This window comes from Pseudocolwellia agarivorans (genome assembly GCF_002000085.1).
Classification (GTDB): Bacteria; Pseudomonadota; Gammaproteobacteria; order Enterobacterales; family Alteromonadaceae; genus Pseudocolwellia; species Pseudocolwellia agarivorans.
Genome location: NZ_MUZU01000001.1, coordinates 195,240 through 221,047 on the forward strand (window position 1 = coordinate 195,240; position 25,808 = coordinate 221,047).

21 protein-coding genes and 1 pseudogene are annotated in these 25,808 nt (G+C 36.2%); 10 read left to right on the forward strand and 12 right to left on the reverse strand.

The window, feature by feature from the left end; translation table 11 throughout:
- Window positions 1-17 precede the first annotated feature (17 nt).
- Window positions 18-740: a DnaA regulatory inactivator Hda gene (hda, locus tag B0X80_RS00795; protein WP_077337948.1), complete on the reverse strand. Its 723-nt coding sequence runs from the start codon at window positions 738-740 to the stop codon at window positions 18-20.
- Entirely contained in the window at window positions 737-1,834 is a 1,098-nt protein-coding gene (locus B0X80_RS00800) for a DUF2066 domain-containing protein (RefSeq protein WP_077337949.1), read from the reverse strand. Before B0X80_RS00800 ends, hda begins: the two co-directional genes overlap by 4 nt.
- A 161-nt stretch (window positions 1,835-1,995) precedes the next feature.
- On the opposite strand from B0X80_RS00800, the gene purM reads away from it, so the two are divergent.
- The 3 genes from purM to B0X80_RS00815 all read left to right on the forward strand — a co-directional run bounded on the left by purM (window position 1,996) and on the right by B0X80_RS00815 (window position 4,528).
- Window positions 1,996-3,042 (forward strand): phosphoribosylformylglycinamidine cyclo-ligase, encoded by a 1,047-nt coding sequence (gene purM, locus B0X80_RS00805; protein ID WP_077337950.1) that lies wholly within the window; start codon window positions 1,996-1,998, stop codon window positions 3,040-3,042.
- A 6-nt stretch (window positions 3,043-3,048) separates the two neighbouring features.
- The gene (gene purN, locus B0X80_RS00810) at window positions 3,049-3,693 is read left to right on the forward strand and encodes a phosphoribosylglycinamide formyltransferase (protein ID WP_077337951.1); all 645 of its coding nucleotides are present in this window, start codon (window positions 3,049-3,051) and stop codon (window positions 3,691-3,693) included.
- 73 nt (window positions 3,694-3,766) lie between these two features.
- Window positions 3,767-4,528, forward strand: a complete 762-nt coding sequence (locus B0X80_RS00815; protein WP_089024820.1) for a DUF3108 domain-containing protein — start codon at window positions 3,767-3,769, stop codon at window positions 4,526-4,528.
- 147 nt (window positions 4,529-4,675) lie between these two features.
- Here the strand turns inward: B0X80_RS00815 and B0X80_RS00820 are convergent, their stop codons facing one another.
- Window positions 4,676-5,464: a class II glutamine amidotransferase gene (locus tag B0X80_RS00820; RefSeq protein WP_077337953.1), complete on the reverse strand. Its 789-nt coding sequence runs from the start codon at window positions 5,462-5,464 to the stop codon at window positions 4,676-4,678.
- Window positions 5,465-5,596: 132 nt separating this feature from the next.
- Between B0X80_RS00820 and fadE the strand changes: the two genes are divergently transcribed.
- Window positions 5,597-8,017 (forward strand): acyl-CoA dehydrogenase FadE, encoded by a 2,421-nt coding sequence (gene fadE, locus B0X80_RS00825; protein WP_077337954.1) that lies wholly within the window; start codon window positions 5,597-5,599, stop codon window positions 8,015-8,017.
- Window positions 8,018-8,187: 170 nt separating this feature from the next.
- Window positions 8,188-9,378, forward strand: a pseudogene (locus B0X80_RS00830) (IS4 family transposase).
- A gap of 42 nt (window positions 9,379-9,420) precedes the next feature.
- Here B0X80_RS00830 and B0X80_RS00835 read toward each other — a convergent pair.
- The 5 genes from B0X80_RS00835 to B0X80_RS00855 form a co-directional block, all read right to left on the reverse strand.
- Complete coding sequence (locus tag B0X80_RS00835) at window positions 9,421-10,902, reverse strand: sensor histidine kinase (RefSeq protein ID WP_077337955.1); 1,482 nt, start codon at window positions 10,900-10,902, stop codon at window positions 9,421-9,423.
- An 11-nt stretch (window positions 10,903-10,913) separates the two neighbouring features.
- Window positions 10,914-11,624 carry a response regulator transcription factor gene (locus B0X80_RS00840; RefSeq protein ID WP_077337956.1) on the reverse strand — a complete coding sequence of 237 codons (711 nt, stop codon included), beginning with the start codon at window positions 11,622-11,624 and terminating at the stop codon, window positions 10,914-10,916.
- Between the two features lie 58 nt (window positions 11,625-11,682).
- Window positions 11,683-12,420, reverse strand: coding sequence for a spondin domain-containing protein (locus tag B0X80_RS00845; RefSeq protein WP_077337957.1), 738 nt, complete (start codon window positions 12,418-12,420; stop codon window positions 11,683-11,685).
- A 9-nt stretch (window positions 12,421-12,429) separates the two neighbouring features.
- Window positions 12,430-13,131: a spondin domain-containing protein gene (locus B0X80_RS00850; protein WP_077337958.1), complete on the reverse strand. Its 702-nt coding sequence runs from the start codon at window positions 13,129-13,131 to the stop codon at window positions 12,430-12,432.
- Window positions 13,132-13,333: 202 nt separating this feature from the next.
- Window positions 13,334-13,990: a hypothetical protein gene (locus B0X80_RS00855; protein ID WP_245825351.1), complete on the reverse strand. Its 657-nt coding sequence runs from the start codon at window positions 13,988-13,990 to the stop codon at window positions 13,334-13,336.
- Between the two features lie 245 nt (window positions 13,991-14,235).
- Here B0X80_RS00855 and B0X80_RS00860 point away from each other — a divergent pair, with 245 nt between their 5' ends.
- The 4 genes from B0X80_RS00860 (at window position 14,236) to B0X80_RS00875 (ending at window position 17,626) form a co-directional block, all read left to right on the forward strand.
- Window positions 14,236-14,595, forward strand: a complete 360-nt coding sequence (locus B0X80_RS00860) for a hypothetical protein (protein WP_139345278.1) — start codon at window positions 14,236-14,238, stop codon at window positions 14,593-14,595.
- A gap of 249 nt (window positions 14,596-14,844) precedes the next feature.
- Complete coding sequence (locus B0X80_RS00865) at window positions 14,845-15,708, forward strand: sugar phosphate isomerase/epimerase family protein (protein ID WP_077337961.1); 864 nt, start codon at window positions 14,845-14,847, stop codon at window positions 15,706-15,708.
- 102 nt (window positions 15,709-15,810) lie between these two features.
- Complete coding sequence (locus B0X80_RS00870) at window positions 15,811-16,731, forward strand: LysR family transcriptional regulator (RefSeq protein ID WP_077337962.1); 921 nt, start codon at window positions 15,811-15,813, stop codon at window positions 16,729-16,731.
- Between the two features lie 442 nt (window positions 16,732-17,173).
- Window positions 17,174-17,626: a methyltransferase family protein gene (locus B0X80_RS00875; protein ID WP_077337963.1), complete on the forward strand. Its 453-nt coding sequence runs from the start codon at window positions 17,174-17,176 to the stop codon at window positions 17,624-17,626.
- Between the two features lie 86 nt (window positions 17,627-17,712).
- On the opposite strand, the gene B0X80_RS00880 is transcribed toward B0X80_RS00875, so the two are convergent.
- The gene (locus B0X80_RS00880) at window positions 17,713-18,282 is read right to left on the reverse strand and encodes a PhnA domain-containing protein (protein WP_077337964.1); all 570 of its coding nucleotides are present in this window, start codon (window positions 18,280-18,282) and stop codon (window positions 17,713-17,715) included.
- A 222-nt stretch (window positions 18,283-18,504) separates the two neighbouring features.
- On the opposite strand from B0X80_RS00880, the gene sstT reads away from it, so the two are divergent.
- On the forward strand, window positions 18,505-19,731 hold the full coding sequence (gene sstT, locus B0X80_RS00885) for a serine/threonine transporter SstT (protein WP_077337965.1): 1,227 nt from the start codon (window positions 18,505-18,507) through the stop codon (window positions 19,729-19,731).
- A 72-nt stretch (window positions 19,732-19,803) separates the two neighbouring features.
- Here the strand turns inward: sstT and tilS are convergent, their stop codons facing one another.
- The 3 genes from tilS to dnaE form a co-directional block, all read right to left on the reverse strand.
- Window positions 19,804-21,237 (reverse strand): tRNA lysidine(34) synthetase TilS, encoded by a 1,434-nt coding sequence (gene tilS, locus B0X80_RS00890; RefSeq protein ID WP_077337966.1) that lies wholly within the window; start codon window positions 21,235-21,237, stop codon window positions 19,804-19,806.
- A 74-nt stretch (window positions 21,238-21,311) separates the two neighbouring features.
- Entirely contained in the window at window positions 21,312-22,268 is a 957-nt protein-coding gene (gene accA / locus B0X80_RS00895; RefSeq protein WP_077337967.1) for an acetyl-CoA carboxylase carboxyl transferase subunit alpha, read from the reverse strand.
- A 42-nt stretch (window positions 22,269-22,310) separates the two neighbouring features.
- The gene (gene dnaE / locus B0X80_RS00900) at window positions 22,311-25,796 is read right to left on the reverse strand and encodes a DNA polymerase III subunit alpha (RefSeq protein WP_077338346.1); all 3,486 of its coding nucleotides are present in this window, start codon (window positions 25,794-25,796) and stop codon (window positions 22,311-22,313) included.
- Between the last annotated feature and the right edge of the window lie 12 nt (window positions 25,797-25,808).

Sequence of the window (25,808 nt, forward strand, 5' to 3'; positions counted from 1 at the left end):
TAGTAATTAGTTAAAAATTAAGACGATATATGATGAAATATTTCTTTAATAAAAGGAATGGTTATTTTTCGTTGTTCTCTAATCGACGCTTTATCTAACTCATCTAACGCATTAATCAAATTACTCATTTCTCTTGATAAGCGAGTTAACAAAAACTTAGCTGAATCGTTAGCTAAAATTAAGCCTCGTTGTTCTGCCCTATATTGAAGCGCCAATATTTTTTCATTATCGTCAATAGGTTTAACTTGTTCTGTTAACCCCCAACTTAATCTTGATAGTAAATCGGGTAACTGAATATTTAAGTTGCTCACATTTTGATCGCCTGAAATAATCAGGCACTTTCCTTGTTCAGTCACTCTATTAAACAAATCAAATACCGCTCGTTCAAATTCATCATTACCCGCAATTAAATGAATATCGTCTAAACAAATGACATCTATTTGTTCTAAACCATCAAACATTTCAATTGAAAGCTGAGCAAGTTCACTAAAAGATAAACTCAATGACGATAAACCAAGCCCTTCTGCATACGCACAACTAGCATGTAATAAATGTGACTTGCCTACACCTTGTATACCAAACAAATACAAAGCCGTAGGGTGCGCTTCTTGCTTTAAAACAAGATCAATAAATTGTTGAAGCTGAATAACAACCGCATGATTGTTCTGGCTTTGAAAACTTTGAAAAGTTTCATCGTCAGGCAATTGAACAGATAAACTCAATTGAGAGGGATATTTCACTCAGTTCCCCAAAAAAACACAGGAATATCATCAGCACTTTGACCCGATAGAGGATCAACATACTGCTTCAACTTATTATTTAATTTCAAAGAGGCAAATAAAGTATCTGCCGACCCCATAAGAGTTAATTCAAAACGTCGATTATTGCCTTCCGCTTTAATTAACTTAAAAGAGCTGATCACTGAAAGCTTATCAAGAAATTGTGTTACATCTACATATTTAGCTAACGAGTCAATGTTAGCTACATCAATAATTAAATCGTGGTCTGTTTCAGTGGTTAAGGAATATCGCTGTGATATATGTGTAGTAATATCAGACATGACGGTTTTCATTAATACAAGTTCATCAACTCCCTTATATTGATTACCCGTCTCCACTTTGTCACTTTGAGTCGTTACAATATGCCAATCAATTGATATTGCTGACTGTTTACATAATAAATTACAATCAGTAGTAGGTTCTTCATCCGCCGTAAATATAGCGTTTTTAGACACTCTAATAATAACAACACTTTCAGGGGCATAGCGTTGTGAAGCTAGCTTTATCGGGTCAATAAAACGTCCCCATAAGTCAGGTATTTGAATATTTTGCGTATCGGTTAAATCCATCAAAGGTAAAATAACAGGTAAACCTTTTTGTGTTGCAAGCGCCGAAATTTCATCGTGCAAGGGTGATTCATCCGTTTCTGAAATAATACGGCGTTTTAATCCATCTTCTGTGACTACCCAAAATAAAACTAAAGGACGAAGTTTGCCCCATAAAGGAAGGTTTTCTTGAAAAAATAACTGATTAATTTTGTTTTCATCAAAAGAAGCTACTAAATTATTTACGCCATTATCCGTAAGATAATTAAATTGAGTTAAATATTTAGAGTAATGTTGAACTTCATTTTTAATAAAAGCATTCGATAATACTTGCTCATCACCCGCTATTTTTACTAAAACAGCCTTTAGTGCAGCCTTCAAAGCACTACTTTGATCGCGTTGTGTTTGGGAATTAAGTGCAACTTTAGCCGTATAAAGATCACTGACTTCAACGGCAAAAGCTGAATTCCATGAAAAAAGAAGAGTAAAAACAATCCAATATCTAAACATATAAAAATAAATTAAAAGAATAATTGTGAAAATATTAACATATACTTGATAAATTTAGTCACATATTAAAATAATTTATTATAAAGATTTTAACCAAGCGTTAGCGCTGGTAGAATATGCGCCATTAACATCCCATTAGTAATTTTATTGAGGTCCCCACTGTGAGTGAACAAAAACAATCCCTAAGCTATAAAGATGCTGGCGTTGATATTGATGCAGGTAACGCGCTTGTTGAAAATATCAAAGGTGCAGTTAAACGCACTACCCGCCCAGAAGTTATGGGTGGCTTAGGCGGATTTGGCTCTGTATGTCAAATTCCTACAGGTTACAAAGAGCCTGTAATGGTTGCTGGCACAGACGGTGTTGGTACTAAATTACGTTTAGCGATTGATTTAAAGAAACACGATACTGTGGGTGTTGACCTGGTTGCTATGTGTGTGAACGATCTGATTGTTCAAGGTGCTGAACCACTATTTTTCTTAGATTACTATGCAACCGACAAATTAGATGTAGACGTAGCATCTGCGGTTGTTTCAGGTATTGCTGATGGCTGTGTTTTATCTGGATGTGCTCTAGTTGGCGGAGAAACGGCTGAAATGCCTGGTATGTATCACGCAGGTGATTACGATATTGCTGGCTTTTGTGTAGGTATAGCTGAAAAATCTCGTTTATTAGATGGTAGTGCTGTTACTGCAGGCGACCAACTTATTGCTTTAGGTTCTTCGGGAGCTCATTCAAACGGTTATTCACTTATCCGTAAAGTATTAGAAGTTAACAACACAGATACGAACGAGTTATTAAATGGTAAGTCAATTGGCGACCATTTAATTGAACCAACTAAAATTTATGTTAAATCTGTTTTAGCCTTACTTAAAGAAGTCAATGTTCACGCTTTATCTCATATTACTGGTGGTGGATTCTGGGAAAATATTCCTAGAGTTTTACCAGAAAATGCTCAAGCTGTTGTTGATGGAAGTACGTGGGAATGGCCTGAAATTTTTAACTGGTTACAAGAAAAAGGCAATATTACGACTCACGAAATGTACCGTACATTCAACTGTGGCGTAGGTATGATCATTGTTGTTCCAGCACAAGAGCTAGAAAAAAGTATTGAAATACTTAGCAATAACGGTGAAAAAGCTTGGCATATTGGTGCAATATCCGATTTACCAGCAGGTGAAGAACAAGTTATTATTAATAAAGGTTAATCATTAATGACTAGCCGAATTGTTGTTTTAATTTCTGGCAGCGGTACTAATTTGCAGGCAATTATAGATGCCTGCAAAACCGAGGGTTTTCCTGGTAAGGTAGTGGGTGTTATATCTAATATCCCTACTGCCTATGGTTTAACCCGTGCTAAAGATGCCAATATAGAAACCTCTATATTATCTCACAAAGATTTTGACTCTCGAGAAGATTACGATCAATCGCTTATAACAGTGATAGACCAATATAAACCAGACGTTATTGTGCTTGCTGGATTTATGAGAATATTGACTCCTGCTTTTGTTCAACATTTTCAAGGGAAATTATTGAACATTCATCCATCTTTGTTGCCTAAGTACCAAGGCTTAAACACACATCAGCGTGCTATTGATGCTGGTGATAATGAACACGGTGTTAGTGTGCATTATGTAACAGAAGAACTTGATGGTGGTCCTGTTATTTTACAAGCTAAAGTGCCTATTTTTGATGGTGACACTGCTGAAGATTTAGCAAGCCGAATACACGAACAAGAGCATCGTATTTATCCATTAGTGGTAAAATGGTGTTGTTTGAAACGCGTAGTTATGCAAGGCGAAAAAGCATTATTTGATGGTGATATCATTCCAGTATCAGGTTATGCTAGCGAAGAATAGCTAATGCTTAATTTGATTGATGCAGTTTTACTTAAAACACAATAAAAAGTAAAACTGCGTTAAAGGAATATATATGTTAAAACCGCTTTATCAATGTATTGTTTTATTTTCTGTATCTTCATTTACTTGGGCTCAATCAGCACCTGTTTTACAACCTTCTGAAAATATAACTCAAACCTCTCACTCTCTTATTGTCCCTTTTACCGCTGAATACAGTATTATTCACAAGTCAAAACAAGTGGGTACTGGCACCAGAAAATTAGAACAACTCACGGATAATACCTACCGCTATAGTTATAAAACCGATATTGAATGGTTAATTTTTGATGATAAACGTACAGAAGAATCGATCGTAACCTTATCAAACAATCATGTTACTCCAACTCATTATAAATACAGTCGCGAAGGCACTGGCCGAGATAAGTTTTATGAATGGAGCTACGATATAGCAAATAATAGTGCGAGTAATATAAAAGAAAATAAAACCATAAGTGTTGAGTTCCCTGAAAATATTCAAGATAGCCTAAGCTACCATTTACAACATAGACTTAACCTAATTAAAAACCCTAAACAAAAACACTTTGTATACCCTGTTATAAAGTCTTCTGGCGATACTCGTAATTATGTTTATGAATATGATGGCGAAGAAGATCTTATGCTGCCATATGGTTTAGTTAAAACCATTAAATTAAAAAGAGAAGTGGTTGAGAAAGAGCGAACAACTTACGCCTGGTTTGCTCCAGAACTCAATTACTTACTCGTACGTCTTTATCAGGTTAAAGGTGGTACCGAGCAGTTTGAAGCACAATTAACATCCGTTACTACAACTAAATAATTAAATAACCTGAGTTCGGTTTAATAAACATCATTCTAGCCTATATTTTAATGTTTATTTTTCAACAAGTTAACCACTTAACAAGCCGAACTCAGATTGAATAAAATGTAATTAAAGCTTCCCAACACTTAAAGGCATCCCCCAAATTTACTCTACTGTTTCACTACTCGCAATTGAGCACCCTAGCTTAAATAATTGCCATTGTCCTTTTGACATTTTTTGCCATTCTTCATTATGAGTAAGTGGTTGCGTAGCAATAACCGTCACAATATCTTTATCAGTGGTTTCATGATTAAAATTCACCTCCATCTCAGCATCTATTAAACTTGCCTTACCAAACGGAGCTTTGCGCGTTATCCAGTGCAAATTATTTGAACAATACGCAAATAAGCATTCACCATTAGTAATTATAATATTAAAAACACCATACTCATTTAATTGTTCGCTTAACTCTGCTACATAACGAAATAATTCAACGTCATCGGGTTGTTTATCTTTATATTTTAGATGAATTTGATCCAACAACCAGCAAAAAGCAAACTCACTATCTGTTTCTCCTACGGGTATATGATATTTAACATTAAGTTTGTTATGTACATCTTGTAACTGGCCATTATGAGCATAAGTCCAATGTCGCCCCCAAATTTGACGTGTATAAGGATGCGTATTTTCTAAACTTATACCACCTGAATTTGCTTGTCTAATGTGACACACAACAGATTGACTTTTAATTGGGTATTCTGTCACCAACTTAGCAATGGGAGATGCTGCGCTTGGTAAGGGGTCTTTAAAGCTCCTACAGCCCTTACCTTCATAAAATGTAATGCCCCATCCATCTTTATGTGGACCGGTATTTCCACCTCTTTGCATTAGCCCGCTAAAGCTAAAACAAATATCAGTAGGTACATTAGCCGACATGGCTAAAAGTTCGCACAAAATAAACACTCCTTACAGCAGAAAAATGAACTAAAATAATAAATATAAGATTAAGTTTTCGAAAATTGCTTTGTAAAAGCAACAGATTATGTTTACCTAGCATATATAACATTAAAAATTTAGGAAGATTATATGGAATTTTTCACTTGGATAATAATTGCCATCTCGCTTTGTATATTTATGGCCTATAACAGAGCTTCACTATCAACGTTTACACTATCATTTGCCACCTTAATGGCCATAGGTACCTTTGCGGATATAGTCACCTTTATAGGCTGGTTCTTATTCGCTATTGTAGCATTACCTCTTAATTTAGCCCAAGTAAGAAAAGAATACATAAGTGCTCCCCTACTTAAAATATTTAAGGGCATTATGCCTGAAATGTCTCAAACCGAACAAGAAGCTATTGATGCAGGTACAACATGGTTTGAAGCAGAGTTATTCAAAGGAAAACCTGACTGGAATAAGTTACATAATTATCCCCAACCTAGATTAAGTGCTGAAGAGTTAGCTTTTTTAAACGGCCCTGTTGAAGAAATATGCTCTATGGTAAATGACTGGGAAGTGACTCATGAACTTGCCGATCTTTCACCGGAAGTGTGGCAATACATGAAAGACAAAAAGTTTTTTGCCATGATTATCAAAAAAGAATTTGGTGGTTTAGACTTTAGTGCTTTCGCACAATCACGAGTATTACAAAAACTGTCTTCTGTCAGTTCAGTGCTTGCAAGTACCGTTGGGGTACCCAACTCATTAGGGCCAGCAGAGCTTTTACAACACTACGGAACAAAAGAACAACAAGATTACTATTTACCACGTTTAGCTACAGGCGAAGAAATACCGTGTTTTGCTTTAACAAGCCCTGAAGCAGGTTCAGACGCCAGCTCCATTCCAGATTTTGGCATAGTCTGTAAAGGACAATTTGACGGGAAAGAAGTGCTAGGCATGAAGCTAACATGGGACAAACGTTATATAACCTTAGCTCCTGTAGCAACCGTATTAGGCTTAGCTTTTAAACTACAAGATCCTGAACACTTACTCGGTGAAGAAGAAAATTTAGGTATAACTTGTGCTCTTATCCCTACAGATATTGAAGGGGTTATAACAGGCCGTAGACACTTTCCATTAAATATTCCGTTTCATAATGGCCCAACCCAAGGTAACGAAGTTTTTGTACCATTAGATTTTATTATTGGCGGCGCAGAAATGGCAGGCCAAGGCTGGCGCATGCTGGTTGAGTGTTTATCGGTAGGTAGAGCAATAACCCTACCTTCAAACAGCACAGGCGGCGTTAAATCTTTGGCTTTGGCCACGGGAGCTTACGCAAGAATTAGACGTCAATTCAAACTCCCCATTGGTAAAATGGAAGGTATTCACGAACCTTTAGCACGCATTGGCGGTAATGCTTATTTAATGGATGCCGTAACCACAATGTCTACTGGCGCTATTGATTTAGGCGAAAAACCTTCAGTTATTTCAGCTATTGCCAAATACCATCTAACAGAAAAAATGCGTCAATGTGTATCAGATTCAATGGATATACATGGTGGTAAAGGTATTTGTATGGGCAAAAGTAACTATGTTGCTAGAAATTACCAAGGTGCTCCTATCGCGATTACCGTAGAAGGTGCAAACATATTAACGCGTAGTATGATTATCTACGGGCAAGGAGCAATCCGTTGTCACCCTTATGTTTTAGCCGAAATAGCAGCAACCCAGAATGAAGATGAAAAACAAGCGTTAGACGATTTTGATCATGCATTCTTTGGTCATGTGGGTTTTTCTATCAGCAACATTTGTCGCAGCTTATGGTTTTCATTTACCGGAGCACGATTACAACGAACCCCTTTTAACGACGAAACAACTCGTTATTATCAACTACTCAACCGTTTTAGTGCAAACCTTGCCATGTTGTCAGATATTTCAATGGTAACTTTAGGTGGTGAATTAAAAAGAAAAGAACGCATTTCAGCTAGATTAGGTGATGTACTTAGCTATTTATATTTAGCATCTGCAACCCTTAAACGTTACAACGATGAAGGTCGAAAAATAGAAGATTTCCCACTCGTTCAATGGGCGTTAGAAGATAGTTTATTTAAAATCCAAGAAGCAATAAACGACCTTATTAGTAACTTTCCTAGTAAAGCCGCTAAAGCTTTTTTACAATGCACAATCTTCCCACTAGGAACTTGGTTACAAAAGCCTTCTGATATTACCGACCAGGCAGTTTCTGAAATATTACAAACACCAAGCGAAACAAGAAGTCGATTAGGTAAATGGCAATATTTACAACGTGATCCTGCATTTCCAATGGGACAATTAGAGCAAACTTTAGAAGATATTATAGCTTGTGAACCGATTTACACCAAAGCATGTAAAGGGCTAGATAAGTACTTACCTTTTTATAGATTAAACTTAGTCGCTGAAGAAGCATTAGCTGCTGGAATTATTACTCAAGAAGAAGCTGATTTACTCTGTAGAGCAGAAATAGGAAGAAAAATAGCCATTGATGTAGATGATTTTGCATCTGAAGAGCTACGTATTAAAACCTAATAATTAGAGCGTATAAATAATTAAAAATGCAGCTTTCGCTTAATGCCGATCAGTTAAGAAATATTTAACGATCCATTGACCGATCTTCTGGTTAGTATATAAAGGCTTCTGAATTCATTCAGGAGCCTTTTCTTTTGCAACTAACAACAGCCTTTCTTTTGCCAACGGCTATGCCCCCAAACTCAGAAGGATTAGGTCAACTGAGTGATTTCTTATGCCCTGACTTTATCAACCAGTGTGCTGAAATAGCAGGAGTTGCAACTATTAGGCGAAGAAGACTTCCTGTTGAAATGGCCGTTTGGACAGTCATTTGTATGTCGTTTTATCGTGAAGACCCACTGTGGGACATTGTCAGCAAGTTGGGGCTAGCATTACCTGGGAAAAAAGCGCTAGTTGCACCCAGTGCGGTTGCACAGGCTAGGCAGCGGCTTAGGGCTGATGCCGTTAAACAGGTTTTTGAGCAAAGTCAGTAAATGTGGAATGCTGATGCGCCCCACACACATGGTCCGGGCTATCACTACTGGGTGTTGATGGTGTCATTTGGCGCGCACCGGATACTTCTGAAAATCAACATGCATTCTCCGTGTGGAAAAATCAGTATGGTGACACAGCCTTTCCTCAAGTGCGTATGGTTTGCTTAATGGAGTTAACTAGCCATTTATTAATGGGGAGTGTCTTTGATAGTTGTCGCTCAAGTGAAATGGTATTAGCCGAAGACTTAATTGACTCTACGCCAGATAATTCACTGACGTTATTTGATAGAGGCTTTTATTCACTGGGCTTGCTCAATCAATGGCACCATGGAGGAAAAAATCGTCATTGGATGCAACCGATGAGAAAAGGCACACAGTATGAAGTCGTTCGCTCCCTAGGCCGTCAAGGGAAAAGAAGTGAATATCCTCACTTCACTCACCGACCCTATGGGTTTTCCTCAGGCTGATATTGTTGACTTATATAGTGACAGGTGGGAAATCGAGCTTGGCTATAGAGAAATGAAACAAACCTTATTGAATAGTCATTTCACGTTACGCAGCAAAAAACCTGAAATGATAGCGCAAGAGTTATGGGGCGTAATGCTTAGCTATAACTTGCTAAGATATCAGATGGTAAAAATGGCGCAGAAAAAGCCAGGGATATATGCAAAACGCCTGAGTTTTACGACATGTGCTATCAGTATTATTAACTTAATTCACACGATGTTTATAGAAAATGCTGGGCGTATCCCTAAATCAATTGAGCAACTGCAAGAGCAGGTAGAGCATCACATTTTACCAACAAAGCGTGAGCGAGCATATCCTCGGGGTGTTAAACCCAAACCGAGTAAATATCCCAATAAAAAAAGCCAGTCAGTTGTTAACTGACTGGCATTAAGCTCTCGCTGCATTTTTATTGAAAACTTAAAATTATGTAGTCACATTTTTTAAGTTAAGAGAAAACGATGTCCCTTCACCTAATTGACTTTGTACTCTAATTTCACATTTAAGTAACTCAAGTAATTTTTGTGTGATAGCTAACCCTAAACCAGCGTGTTTACTCTCACCTTGAATAGCGTTACTGGCTCGGTATCTTGCATCAAAAATATACGCTATTTCTTCAGCCTTAATACCCGTACCGTTGTCTTTCACGGTTAAGTAACATTGTCCGTTATTAACATCTGAAGTTTCTAATATAATATTCCCTCCAGCAGGTGTATGCCTTAATGCATTATCAATTAAATTGCTTAACACACGTTCTAACTTTCCAATATCGCTATATACTTGAATATGCGAAAACTCAGGAATAATACTAAGTTTTATATTAAGTACTTCGGCTTTTAACTGAAATTTTGCAGCAACATCATAAAGTAATTCAGTAAGGTTAAAGTTTTCTAAATTCATTGAAACTTGACCACCTTCTAAGTGGGCTAATTCAAAAATTTGATCAATCAACATTTTTAACTGACTCGAATTTTTTAATGCTGTTCTTATAAATTTATTACGATCTTCACTCGTTATTGAATCTCCTTTGATTGCTATAGTTTCAATATAACCTTGTAATGATGCTAATGGCGTTCTTAGATCATGAGAAATATCCGCTAATAATTCTCTTCTATGAACATCGGTTTGTTTCAGCTGTTCTATTTGATCATTAATTTGCTGGACCATATCATGAAATACGCAACCTAGCTGATGTACTTCATTTTGGCTATTTCCCATCCATGCATGTAGTTTTACCTTCGATTTATCGAAATTTACTGCTTTTAATGCATGTATATCCGCAATTAAATGTCGTAATGGGTTAGTGAAATATCTAAATAAGCCTAACATTACTGCAAATAAAAATAATATTGCTACAACAGCAAATACAATAGAGAGTTCTACCTGACGATTACCGTGTCCTTTATTATATGCTGACTCATATCGCTCTCCGGCAACAATGACGTACAAATAACCTTGTAGTTGTGTTCCATTAAATACTGGAGCTGCTGAAAAAACCTTCTTACGTGTTAAATGACGAGGATCATCACCGTATATAGGTAACGGTGCTTTATTTCGAGTTAATTGAATTAAAGGCACTAAATCAATTTTATTTCTTTTAATTAAAGAGTCATCAATTGAATGCGTTAATAAGTTCCCTTGCGGATCAGCAAAGTAAAACTCAAATGCAGGCCCTAATATCATCAGTGTATGAAAGAGATTCTCAAGCGCATCATGATCATAAACCCCCTGCTGCAGTAAAGGATTATCTCTCGCTAAATTTGCCGCTAACGACAAATGTAATTGCTGCTCAGATTCATAACGTGTATTTTGTTCAACTTGCTGAGACCAAAAATAAAATACACAAACAATAGCAATAAAAACACCAAACAATGACAATGAAAGTCGCTGGTACAACGATAGTTTCATATATTTACACCTTAACTTACGCCTTGTTTACAAAATTTATAACCAACCCCCCATACGGTTTGTACAATTTCAGGATTAGTCGCATCTTTTTCTACTTTACTTCTTAAACGATTTATATGTGAATTTACCGTATGTTCATAGCCACTATGGTGATATCCCCATACAGAACTTAATAATTGAGAACGAGAAAATACTTGTTCTGGGTGAGACGCTAAATACAGTAATAAATCATATTCAGTGGAAGTTAACTCCAATTCTTTACCAGCTAATGTTGTTCTATGTGATAAATGATCGATCTGTAAACTACCTACTTTTAAACACTGTTCAGGTTCTGATGTTTGTTGAGCATTACTTAGTAAGTGTGCACGCCTTAATAAACTTCTAACTCTTGCTTGGAGTTCTCTTACGCTAAAAGGCTTAGTCATATAATCATCAGCGCCTAATTCTAAGCCTAGCACTCTATCTATTTCAGAATCACGAGACGTTAACATCAGAATAGCTTGCTCAGGTTTTTGTTCACGTAGTTGCCTACATACATCTAAACCTGACATACCCGGCAACATAACATCAAGAATAATGACATCGTAATTATTGGCTAAAGCGAGCTCTAATGCTTTTTCACCTGTTAAACTATGTTCTACATTTAATGCTAATTCTTCTAGATTAACTCTAATTAAATCAGCGATATCTTGTTCGTCTTCCACAACCAAAATGTTATCCATTTGGCGATCCTTGATCATTAAGAAAAAGAGGTTGCAACGACACAACCTCTTTTTAACACTACTCTACCCGTGTAATAGTGATGCTTAATGTCGGATTATCAAACCGATGATCTTGTGTTAATACTGACTGAGCTAAGCCATCATCTTTAGTAACAACACCTGGATGCATCGCAACATAATCAACGTCATCTCGCATTTCGTTGTATCCCTCTCCGCCTGCAGCCGGACCTGGGATAGTTGCCATAAGTTCACTATTTTTCTCGGTACCTGAGTCATATGAACTTGTTAATAAAGAAATACTTTCGTTTACAGCTAAATTACTTATATCTTTTGCCGTTACACCAGTAAAAGCATCGTTGGTATTTACCAGCATAGTAGCGATAGAAATACTACTTGGCATAGTATCTTCAATACTGACAGTAATCGTTTCACTCATTCCTGGAGGTAATGGTGATGCACCACTTTGTCCAGATAACACCATAGTTTCACTAAGTACGGCTGAATTATCGCCACTTTCTGCAAGATTTTCTAAAGCAGTGGAAGCTGGCATACCTATTTCCCAAAGTTTACCTTCATTATGTAAAACAACAGCAACAGGAGACATAGGTTGTGCTGTAGTTAAATTAACAACTTTAACCATGTATTCGTAATTTACTGGCGTTGGAACAACTGGAGGTTCTACCGGTTCAGGTGTTGCAGTTTTATTATCATTATCGCTACCACAAGCACTAACGAAAAGACTTAAGGCTATCGCTGCTGATAACGACGCTTTTTTATATGTGTTAGATGAAATCATCATAACCTCCTACTTCACTACGATAGTAACGGAAGCAACAGGGTTCAACCAACGATGTACGGTATTATCAACATCACTTGTACCACCTGTTAAATCATCATCACCTAAATTACCACGATGTACATGAACTGTTGTATTAGCTTCCATAGATGTAACACCTGTCCCACCTGTTCCAGCATTACCACCTGGTGCTGCTGGAATACCTGGAGTACCTGGTGCTCCGCCGCCCATGATAATTAATTCATCATTTGCTTCTGTTCCTGCATCGTAAGCATTTAGCATAACTTTATAGGTACCTGCTTCACTTGGAATTTTCCAACCGTTTAGAGCAACAAATGCATCATTTGTCGGCAATAACATACTCGCAATTGATAAATACATATTACCATCAGCCGTATCAAGCATAGCCGTAGTCGACTGAGCTGGAGCTAATAAGCCGCCAGCAGGGTTTGCAACCATGTCAGCATTAACACCAGTTAACATAGTAGATAGGCCTGAAATGTCACCACCTTCAGCCATTGCTTGTAACTCAGGAGACGCTGTTTCACCTAATTTATATAAAGAAGCATCGGCAGTATGAGCGGCAATAATAAGAGGGGTATAATGCATACCTTGAGTAAGGTTTGTTACAGTAACTTCTAATTGTTGTGCGTTAGCAGCAATACTTGATGTTGCAAGCATTAATGCCGCGATAGTTTTATTAAATTTCATTTTTTATCCTTGGTGACTGAAATAATTCAAGTTCAGTATGCAAGGAAAGTTTCGCGATAGCGTCACGGAGTTATCACAAAATCATCACAATTTACTTACGTTAAATATGATAACTAAAATGAAATTTTTTAAGTACTTACCTGTTCATCGATCACAGTTGGATTAGAGAAGGGATATTTAGACAGTTCATTTAAATAAACTTTTAGCCTTTTATTAAAGATGTTTCATCTTTACTTACACCAAAAATATCATCTGGTTTAAACCCCAATGTTACGTGCAAATCTTTAGCTGGTAATACTAATGTTTGCCTAAAATATTGTGCTTCTGGTGATTGGGCAACAACAAAATAAGTCGCTTGTTCTTCTTTTTGAACACGCCCAAGGCCTAATAAAGACACTGAAAACTTTTCTCCAAACTTAATTGTTTTAGTTACTGCTTGAAGTTCGTAAGGGTTAACTAATGTTACATGAAAAGTATGATGATCTCTTATAGCCTGCCTTTCCCTAAAAGATGTAAACTCACTACCTAATATATTTTTCATTTGCTGCAAGTATACTGATAAATCAGCTTTTGACACTTTACCACCTACATATTTAAGGCCTTGATTATCGGTTAACTCAACAACTTCTATTTGAATATTTTTAATAAATTCCCCTTCCTTATTTTTACTACTTAAATCAGATTGCACACGGGAAATTTTATGATTTATTCTTTCTTGCTCTTCAACTAGCTCTACACTTTCATTTTCTTGATCTTCTAGGCTAACTAAATAATCAGCAATACTACTGGCCTTTACGCTTATTGAAGCCATCGTAAATATTGCCAGCATCATTAGAATAAAATTATTCAAAAATTTCACTTTTATCTCCAGATAAAACCAATTGAGTGTATTGTTTTGGTATATTTTACCACTAACTTTGTTTGTTTAAATAGCACTTTACGTTTCTTTACTTACATAACCTAAGCTGCCAAGCTTATTCAAAGTCATAGTAAAGTGTATGCTAACCTGCATATTCATGTGTATTTTGGTTATACTAAGCTACAACAATCACTTTATACCAATATGATTAATGAAATTGGTAGTAAGAATATTAATTAAAACACATGAAGTATATGCTAACCCCCAATGTCTTTAATCAAGTAGCGACTCTGTTTTGGAATACACGGTGGCGTTTACTACAATGGAGCTTATTTAGCTTTATATTATTTATTGCATTACAAAACCAAATAAGTTTAACCACACCAAACGTATTGGTATGGTTAGCTTTATTCATCTTATTTTTTGCTTTACAGGCGCTAGTAATCGCTTCATTTATATTTTTCTTTAAAAACTTACCTTCTACAAAAGCGAAGACACAAAGTTGGTTTACTTTTTATCGCATTATAGAATGGTGTGAAACAATTATTTTTACTTTACTTATTCCTTTTCCTGCATTGATATTTTTATACATGCTACTTCTTTAAATAGTAAATCTTTTATTGTAAAAAAATATTCTAAAAATAACTAACGTTTTTTGGTTCTTTATAATTCTATAAAGCCGAAAATATTGCATTAATATCCGATTATTTATTACTCCCTAAACAATCCCTATTGCTACACTTTCAGTAACATCAATCTGTTGTAGCAATTTATCTTTAACTTGTATGGTATTAACAACGCGAAGTTGATTATTGTGTAAAAAACGAACGCAAAATGTATTTAAGGAAACGAAAATGAAAAATAAACTCGTCTCAATAGCTTTAATCATACTGACCATGTCTCAAATAAGCTGTAGTACCAAAAATAATAAAACAATAATCCCCCCTTTAAGCGTTCAATTATGGTCAGTCAAAGATCAAATCAAAATTGATTATAAAGGCACACTAAAAAAACTATCAGCAATGGGATTTTCAGGGGTAGAGTTTGCTAATGAATTTGGTCCTTTTAAAAACAAACCAGAGGACCTCCAGCAATACTTAAGTACTTTAAATTTACAAGCAAGTGGTGCTCATGTTTCATTTAAAGCCCTTAACGAGGAAAACTTTCAAAAAACTGTTAACTTTTATCAAAAATTAGGCGTTGATAGTTTAATTATCGGATGGGACAAACGCTCATGGCATCCAGAAGGAGTAAAAGAAGTTGTTAGCTTACTCAATGAAATAGCAAAGAAACTTGCTCCTTATAATATGAAAACCGGGTTTCATAACCATGATCATGAATTTAACTCATTTAATAACAGTACCTATTGGGATTATATTGCACAAAACACCTCTCAAAACGTTATTTTACAGTTAGACGTTGGCTGGGTAGTTTACGCTGGGAAAGATCCTGTTGAATATGTAAAGCGTTATCCAGGAAGAACATTAACAACCCATTACAAATCTCGCATACCTGAAGCCATGAAGTCAGATCAAAAAAAGCTCCCTATAATAGGTCAAGATAGTGCTGATTGGTCAAGCTTATTAAAAGCAAATTCAACTGTAGGTGGCACAAAGTGGATAGTAGTAGAACAAGAAGAATACCCTAACAACCTAAGCTCGTTAGAGGCTGTAGCTTTATCTAAAAAAGGCTTAGACGCTTATATTAATAAACTATAATTTTTTTGGGGGGATAGCAAAGACTGACAAGCCTTTGCTATATTTAGTAAAAACATTAATAATAATGCTTACACTTTCAATAGTTATTTGAGCATACATAAATTGTTAATTTCCGATTTAGAAATTATTATAAAAACAGCTGAATTTGGTAGTATAACCGCAGCGGCTACTCATCTAGATATTCAAGTAGCAAGAGCAAGTGCAGCAATAAAGCGTGTAGAAAAACAATTAGGATTTGAATTATTTATTCGCTCTACACGGCAATTAAGGTTATCTATAAGCGGCGAAAAATATATTCCACAATGTATTCAAGCGTTAGAAACGCTTAATAAGGCCCAACAAGATTTACTCACTGACCAGGAATCTATAACGGGTGAATTACGCTTAACAACCTCTTCAGATTTAGGTCGCAACATTATTACACCATGGCTTGATGAACTAGCAGAGCAACACCCCAAATTAAATTTAAGATTAATCTTAAATGATCATGCTTTAGACTTTTACCGTGATTCTGTAGATATTGCGTTAAGATATGGTGCTCCAACAGATTCAAACATGTACGGTTTTAAAATTTGTGACGTACCTCGCTTACTTTGCGCATCGCCAGAATATTTACAAAAAAATAAAGCGCCAGAACATCCGAAAGACTTAACGAACCATAACGGTCTTTTTTATCAAATGAATGGTACCGTTTACGACACATGGAAATTTACTAACAAAACTCATCACTATTCAATAAAAATGCAAGGTAATAGAGTCGCTAATGACGGTGACTTAGTAAGGCGTTGGTGTGTCTCTGGTAAGGGCTTAGCGGTAAAATCAGCTTTAGATATGTCAAATGATTTAATTAACCATAAAGCGATTTCAGTAATGCATGACTACCAACCAACGATGACAGAACTATGGCTAATATGCCCAAGTAAACAATCAATTACTCCTATCGTGAGATTACTACGAGAATGTTTAACAGAAAATTGTAATAACATTTTGAAAGAACTAAAAAATAAAAAGATCATCTCCTAACTTATATACCCGTTACCAATCAAAATGAGTATTTCAGAGTGCTTGAGCGATATCAATTCAAGGCAATGCTTTGTAATAATGGTCGTCCCTTATAAAAAGCATTAACGACGAAGTGATTTTGCTCAAGCGCTTCTTCGATGGGCCTAAAAACAATTTATGCTTCGTTATTAACTTTAGTAAGGTTCCTACACGGATGTAGGACATTAGGGTAACGCAGGAGCAGTTACCGAGAATAACCATGACGTAAACTTAATGCCTTGCATACATGGATGTATGTACTTAGATTTCGTCTGGAACATGAAACCTGTGCCTAAATTGTTTTTAGTTCCCACTGAAACCTGCATCTTGAATGATAACGGGTATATACCCGTTACCTTAAAGGTGTAGGCTTCAGTGGGAAACTAGATCGATCAATTTTCATTTTAAAATTTAAGGACATCTTATGGAACAAAAAATTCTGCCTGTTTTTCAGGTATTCATTGCCATGATACTAATGGAGTTGATGGTGAAGTTTTTTCCATACTTTAGGTTTGATTTTTCCTTTAAATTTATTGTTTTTGGGTTACTCACCATAATATCTATATTGCTTGCTTTTACTGCGATATATTCTTTTAGAAAACATCAAACTACAGTTAACCCTGCAAAACCTGAAAAAACTTCAGTGATTGTTAATTCAGGAATTTATGCCTATTCAAGAAACCCAATGTATTTAGCTATGCTCATATTTTTAATTGCCGTAAGTGCTTTATACGAAAATGTTTTAGCTTTTTTACCTATCCCACTGTTTATTTGGTTTATTACGCAGTATCAAATAAAACCAGAAGAAAAAATATTATCAGAAAAATTTAAAGGAGATTATCAAAACTATTTATTAACGGTAAGGCGTTGGATATAAAAAGGAAGTAATATTGATGAATTCAATCAATACATAAATAATAAAACGAATTCATCAATATAAATAAAACGGAATAGAAAATAAAGCTAAGCTTTTTTCAAATAATCAGCCACTAATACAATACGAGTACCGTTAACTTTACCTTCAATATGCTCAGGGTTGTCAGTTAACGTTATGCCTCTAACCAATGTGCCTTGTTTAGCGGTAAAGTTTGCTCCTTTTACCTTTAAATCTTTAATAAGGGTAACATCATCACCGTCTTGTAATTCTGCACCATTACTGTCTCTGGTAGGCCCTGCTCGCTCTGCTGCAGCAATACCTTGTTCAGCCCATGTTTTTACAGCGTCTTCCATGTAGATCATATCTAACGCATCTTGAGCCCAGCTCTCCGTAGATAATTTATGTAACATACGGTACGACATGACTTGAACAGCAGGTTCTTGATTCCACATACTGTCAGTTAAACAACGCCAGTGATTAATATCTAAATCAGCATTACCTTCAATTTGTGTTAAGCAAGTATTGCACACTAAAATACTTTGTTGCGCACTTAAATCGCTTGTCGGCGGTACGGGATAAACAGCTAAATTATTCTTTTCTGTACACAGTTCACAGCTGTTATTACTACGTTGTTCCAATGCTTGTTGCGCTACCATTTGCTTTCCTAAATGTTAATGTCTCAAAATTGATAAATTAAAAGTGCGCTAATTATACGACCCAATAGCAAAAACAACAATTGTAAATAAGAATAAACACTTAAAAGCGTTACTTAGTCGAATTATGGTAGACAAGAAGCTAACAATAAGAAAAACTGTCTACATCATTATAGATGATTAAAAAATTTTCAAATTATAAAAACAATAACTTAGGCTTAATTTATGACCTCAAATAACGAAAACCTTTCTTTACTCGCCAAAATAAAATCGATGGGGCTAGTTAGCCAAATTATCATCGCTATTATATTTGCATCAATATTTGCGACTATAGCCCCTGATACGGCGCAGTCGTTTTCAGTGTTGGGCCAATTTTTTGTTAATGCACTTAAAGCTGTTGCACCCATACTAATTTTTGTTTTAGTTATGTCTTCAATTGCCAATCAAAAGCCAAACAACGATGCTAATCTAAAACCTATTATCGCACTGTATTTAATAGGAACACTAAGTGCCGCCTTTGTTGCAGTTATCTTAAGTTTTTTATTTCCAACCACGCTAACTTTAGATATTGCCAGTGCTGTAGCAAACCCACCTCAAGGGCTTGGTGAAGTATTAACAACCCTTGCATTTAAAGTGGTAGAAAATCCTGTTAAAGCGATTATTAATGGTAATTTTATTGCCGTATTAGCGTGGGGAATTGGGTTAGGGCTTACTCTAAAGCATTCCAATGAAAGCACTAAAACGATGGTTCACGACTTTAGCGAAGCGATAACAAGCATTGTAAAGCTCGTTATTCGTTTTGCACCTATTGGTATATTTGGGTTAGTGGCTAACACCATTGCAAGTACTGGCTTTGCTGTATTTGCTGAATATGGTCAGCTATTAACGGTACTCGTTGGCTCTATGTTAATCATTGCTTTAATTGTTAACCCATTAATTGTTTATGTTATTACTAAACAAAACCCCTACCCTTTAGTTTTCACTTGTTTGAAAGAGTCAGGTATTACAGCATTCTTCACCCGAAGTTCAGCAGCAAACGTTCCAATTAATTTAGCTTTATGTAAGAAACTTAAATTGCACGAAGACACTTACTCTATTTCAATCCCATTAGGCTCAGCGATAAATATGGCTGGTGCTGCTATTACAGTAACAGTTTTAACCCTTGCGACCGCAAATAGCCTAGGCATTGAAATAGACTTTCCTACAGCTCTATTATTATGTGTAGTTGCGTCCATTTCAGCTTGTGGATCTTCAGGGGTTGCTGGTGGTTCATTGCTACTTATTCCGTTAGCCTGTAGTTTATTTGGCGTACCTAACGATGTTGCAATGCAAGTGGTAGCGATTGGTTTTATTATTGGTGTGATACAAGACTCGGCAGAAACGGCTCTGAATAGCTCAACGGATGTTGTATTTACTGCAGCAGCATCTCATTATCTTGATAAGGATAAATAACCTGAAATCCGGTTAAATAAATATTCGTTAATACAACTAAAAAACGCCACTTAATTAAGTGGCGTTTTTTAGTCAAGCATTCCATATTATCTGCAAAGTGTCATCTTTCTCTTTAGGTATGAACTCCTTACAAACAAAATATCCTATTACAGCCACAAGCTGATCATCATAATAAACAAAAGGTAACCGTTTTCTCTGCCATGTAGGGATATCTAATTCTTGTAAAATCTTTTTTAATGAGCGTGAATGTTGTCGATAATCAGGTATACAAGTAGGATTATTATGAGAAAACCGAATGGTAACTTTTTGTGATAAGACTGGTGCAATAACCTGACAATTTTGAATGTTTTTAGAAGTTAAATCACCATGCTTATCAGCAATTTTTTCATTACTTTTGTGCTTAAACAGTAATTCACCTAAACCATCAGGTAGTTGAACAACATTATCTATAATCGATTCTAATTCAGACTTAACACACGAATAAAAGTCAGATACGTCTTTAAAATCAGCCGTTAAATAAACACATTGTTTAAAACGTCTTAGCCAATAATTACCAACCTTTACCGCAGGGCTTTTATCATTATTAGCTAAAAGCTGTGTTTGTAATTGGATTAATTGCGCAGTACTAGGCATTAAGCATTGATGAATACTTAAAAAATAACGAATAACATTATTAAACCGTGCTTGAGATAATTGTTGTAACTTAACTAACGATAACATGTTAACACCTATTTTAATATTTTCAAGATCTTGCTCTGCCAACTCTGTTAACAATAGCTCAGCTTCTTGGCAATGTTCAGCGCTTCTGTTCATCGTTTTTAAAAAACTCGGCCAACGCTCAGTAATAATAGGCATAACTTGGTGACGTAGAAAGTTACGATCAAATCGAACGTCTTCATTCGATTCATCATCAATCCAAGTTAATTGATGCTCTTGCGCATAGGCCTCTATTTCGCTTCTTGAAATACCTAATAACGGTCTGCCTAATAATGAAGTGCCAAAGACCATTTCTTGTTTCATGGCTGACAAACCTTTTAAGCCAGAACCGCGCTTTAAAGCTAATAAAAAAGTTTCAGCTTGATCATCATTATGATGGCCCGTAAGCACTAATACATGCTTAAATTCTTTATTTTTGATGAGAGACTTAAGCGCGTCATATCTAGCATCTCTAGCAAGCTCTTCAAGACTATGTTGCGCTTTAGCTTTTACATTAACCCTACAAATATCTAAAGGTAATTGGTGCAAGTTACATTGCTGTTGAGCAAAGTTTTCCCATTTAAGTGCGTTACTACTTAAGCCATGATTAACATGACACACACTTATTGAACAACTCAATGCTTGGTTAATGTTTTGAGGATTATTTAAAATGTTGTTTTTAAAGTTTGATAATGCGTGTAATAAAACTTGAGAGTCTATTCCACCACTATAAGCGATAATAATATGTGTATTAGAATGTGATTGAAGGTAGGTGGTAATATAATTAAATAGAGTGGATTCTAACGACATAAAATTAGCCTTACTCTTTTAATATTTTCCAGCGTTAAGTGCTTAACGCTGGAAAGTTATAACAGGTTACTAAATTAACAATAACCGTAAGACATTAAACGATCGTAACGTTTTTCAATAAGTTCATCTTTAGGCAAATCAGTTAACTCAGCTAAGTTACGCTTAAGTTCTTGTTTTAAACATTCGGCCATAAGATCCATATCTCTATGAGCTCCGCCTAAAGGCTCTTCAACTACGTTATCAATTAATTCTAATTCTTTAATACGTTTTGCTGTAATCCCCATAGCCTCTGCTGCTACAGGTGCTTTTTCAGCTGTTTTCCATAAAATTGAAGCACAACCTTCTGGTGAAATTACTGAATAGGTTGAATATTGCAACATATTAACTCTGTCACCAACACCAATAGCAAGAGCACCACCAGAACCACCTTCACCTATAACAGTACAAACAATAGGTACAGTTAATCGCGACATAACTTTTAAGTTAGTGGCGATAGCTTCTGATTGACCTCGCTCTTCAGCACCAATACCAGGGTAAGCACCGGGAGTGTCAATAAGGGTAATAATAGGCATATTAAAACGTTCAGCCATTTTCATTAAACGTAAAGCTTTACGGTAACCTTCTGGACGTGGCATACCAAAATTACGTTTAACTTTTTCATTTGTTGAACGCCCTTTTTGATGACCAATAATCATCACTGGCATACCGTCTAAGCGAGCAGTACCGCCAACAATAGCTTTATCGTCAGCATAAGCACGGTCACCCGCTAATTCGTCAAATTCTGTGAACATACGTTCAATATAATCAAGCGTATAAGGGCGTTGTGGATGACGAGCAACACGAGCCGTTTGCCAAGGATCTAAGTTGGCAAAGATTTTTTTGGTTTGTTCTTTGTTTTTCTCATGAAGTTGCATAATTTGATCTTCAAGATCTAAATCAAGCTCTTGACCAGAATTAACTGACTTTAATTCTTCAATTTTTGCTTCAAGTTCTGAAATGGGCTGTTCAAAGTCTAAAAAATTTAATGACATGTGAATTTTTTACCTAAGTCTTTGAGCTGTAGTACACAACTCTTATTTAAATTGTAACGCTAAGCACTCTTCACCAAGTAGTGTTCTTAGTTCATGCAATAAAGCATCTTCTGGAGTAACTCGCCATTGTACGCCTAGTTCAAGCATTCCCTGCGCTTCTTCGCGTTGATAAAATACTCTAACAGGACAAGTACCATCTTTAAAAGGAGACAGTACCTGAGAAAATTTTTCTATAAAATTGTTACCAATTGCTGCTCTTTTTACGTGTATATCAAGAGATGTTACATAGTTTTCTCTTGCGTCAGCAATGGTCATTATATCTCGGGCGGTCATTGTAATGCCACCAGAATATTCATCAAAGCTGACCTGTCCACTACACACTAAAATAGCGTCAGTAACAAGTAGCTCGGCAAAGGTATCATAATCATCAGGAAAAAGTCGAATATCAATACGCGCACTTTTGTCATCTAAGGTAACTAATGCCCATCGACGACCCCGTTTATTCACCATAACCCTAACACCTAAAACTAAACCAACAGCTACGGTTGTTTTATCTTTATTTGTAGGTTGCATGCTAACTAATCGTCCACTGGCATAGTGCTTTATTTCAGATAAATATCGATTAATGGGGTGGCCCGTTAGATATAAACCTAAGGTTTCTTTTTCACCATTAAGCCAAACTTCTTCAGGCCACTGAGTTACGGCTTTAAAAGCTTGCCTTGTATCTTCAGGTTGTTCGTTAATCAGTCCAAATAAATCATCTTGTCCTAATGCTTGAGCTTTAGCATGTTGATCGGCAGCCTTTATTGCTTCAGGTAAAGTTTCGAATAATGCAGCTCGATGAGGCCCTAGATTATCCATTGCTCCAGCTTTAATTAGCTTTTCAAGCACTCTTTTATTCGTTTTTTTAAGGTCTAAACGTGCACAAAAATCAAATAAGTCAACAAACGGACCACCTTCTATTCGTGCTTTAATAATGGCTTCAATTGGGCCTTCACCCACACCTTTAACCGCACCAATACCGTAAACAATTTGATTATCTTCATTTACAGTAAATTTATAATGTCCGGCATTAACATCTGGCGGAAGAATATCAATGCCCATGTTTCCACATTCGTCGACTAGGGTAACAATCTTATCGGTATTATCCATATCGGCAGACATTACAGCCGCCATAAATGGCGCGGGATAGTGAGTTTTCATCCATAAGGTTTGGTATGAAACTAATGCGTAAGCAGCTGAATGTGACTTGTTAAAACCGTAACCAGCAAATTTTTCCACCAAATCGAAGATTTTCATGGCCAATTCGCCATCTACGCCACGGTTTATAGCTCCTTGCTCAAAACCGGCACGTTGTTTTGCCATTTCTTCGGGTTTTTTCTTACCCATGGCTCGACGAAGCATATCTGCCCCGCCAAGAGAATATCCCGCTAAAACCTGCGCTATTTGCATTACTTGTTCTTGGTACAAGATAATACCGTAGGTAGGCTCTAATATCGGCTTAAGATCTATATGTTGCCATGTTTCATCAGGGTAGCTTACAACTTCACGTCCATGTTTACGTTCTATAAAGTTATCAACCATGCCTGACTGTAGTGGCCCAGGTCTAAATAATGCTACGAGTGCGATAATATCTTCAAAGCAATCAGGTTTTAATTTAGCGATTAAAGATTTCATACCGCTAGATTCTAATTGGAATACAGCGGTTGTTTCAGCATTTAATAATACTTTGAAACTAGCAGGGTCTTCTAAATTTATACTAGCTATATCAATAGGCTCTTTACCCGCTTTTAATAGTTTTTCATCAGCCATTTCAATGGCCCACTGCAAAATAGTAAGCGTTCTAAGACCTAAAAAATCAAATTTAACTAAACCAGCATCTTCCACATCATTTTTATCAAATTGTGTAACTGGGTTTTTACCTTCGTCATCACAATAAAGTGGTGCAAAATCGGTAATAGTTGTAGGTGAAATAACAACACCACCCGCATGTTTACCAGCATTTCTGGTAGTACCTTCTAAGATACGACACATATCAATGAGATCTTTCACATCAGAATCTTGTGCGTATGCTTCTGGTAATTTGGGTTCTACTTCAAATGCTTTTGCTAAGGTCATTCCCGGATCACCAGGAATTAATTTAGAGATACGATCAACAAAACCATAAGGATGACCAAGAACGCGGCCAACATCTCGAATTACCGCTTTTGCTGCCATAGTACCAAAGGTAATAATTTGAGATACAGCATCACGACCATAAAGTTCGGCAACATGATCTATTACCTCATCTCGACGATCCATACAAAAGTCGATATCAAAATCAGGCATTGATACACGCTCAGGATTTAAGAATCGTTCGAAAAGTAAATCATATTCAAGGGGATCTAAATCAGTAATTTTTTGAGCGTAGGCCACTAAAGAACCCGCGCCTGAACCACGGCCTGGCCCTACAGGAATATTATTATCTTTACTCCATTGAATAAACTCCATTACGATCAAGAAGTAACCGGGAAAGCCCATTTTGTTAATTACTTCTAGTTCAATTGCTAAACGCTCATCGTAAGGCTTTCGTTTTTCAGCAAAGTCAGGCGCATCTTTATCAAATAAAAACTCTAACCTTTCTTGTAAACCTTCTTCTGAAACTTTAACTAAATAATCTTCTATTGATAAGCCTTCGGTAGGAAAATCAGGTAAAACATATTCACCTAAAGTTACTGTGACATTGCATCGTTTAGCAATTTCAACACTGTTGGCTAATGCTTCAGGAATATCAGCAAAAAGTTCACACATTTCTTCTTCAGAACGTAAGTATTGCTCTTTGCTATAACGCTTAGGCCGACGTTTATCATCTAAGGTAAAACCATCATGAATTGCAACTCGAATTTCATGTGCATCAAAATTTTCTTCCGTTAAGAACATCACTTCGTTGGTTGCAACTACAGGAAGTTGATACTTTTGAGCGGTTTCTATTGCTAAATGTAAATACGTTTCTTCATTCTCACGACCTGTTCGTATAAGCTCTAAAAAAAAGTTATTGTTAAAGTGTTGCTGATAAAAAGTAACCATGTCATCAACTAATGCCATGTTTCCTTTTGTGAGAGCTTTACCTATGTCGCCTTCTCGACCACCAGATAAAAGAATTAAACCTTCTGAATAATCAATTAGCCAACTCTTATCTATAACGGCTTTACCTTGAATATGTCCTCTAAGATACGCATTAGAAATAAGTTCAGTTAGGTTTTTATAGCCTTTATTATTAGACGCCAACACCACAAGACGAAAAAGTTCATCTCCTAATTCATCACTTTGCACCCAAAAATCAGCCCCAATAATAGGCTTAATACCTGCTCCATGAGTAGCATGATAATATTTAACTAAACCACATAAATTTGTTTGATCAGTAAGCGCTAAAGCTGGCATTGATAAATCTGCGGCCTTACTCACTATTGGCTTAACTTTATTTAAGCCGTCACACATTGAGTAATCGCTATGTACTCTTAAATGTACAAACTTAGGATCTCTAGCCATAGGTACATCGGT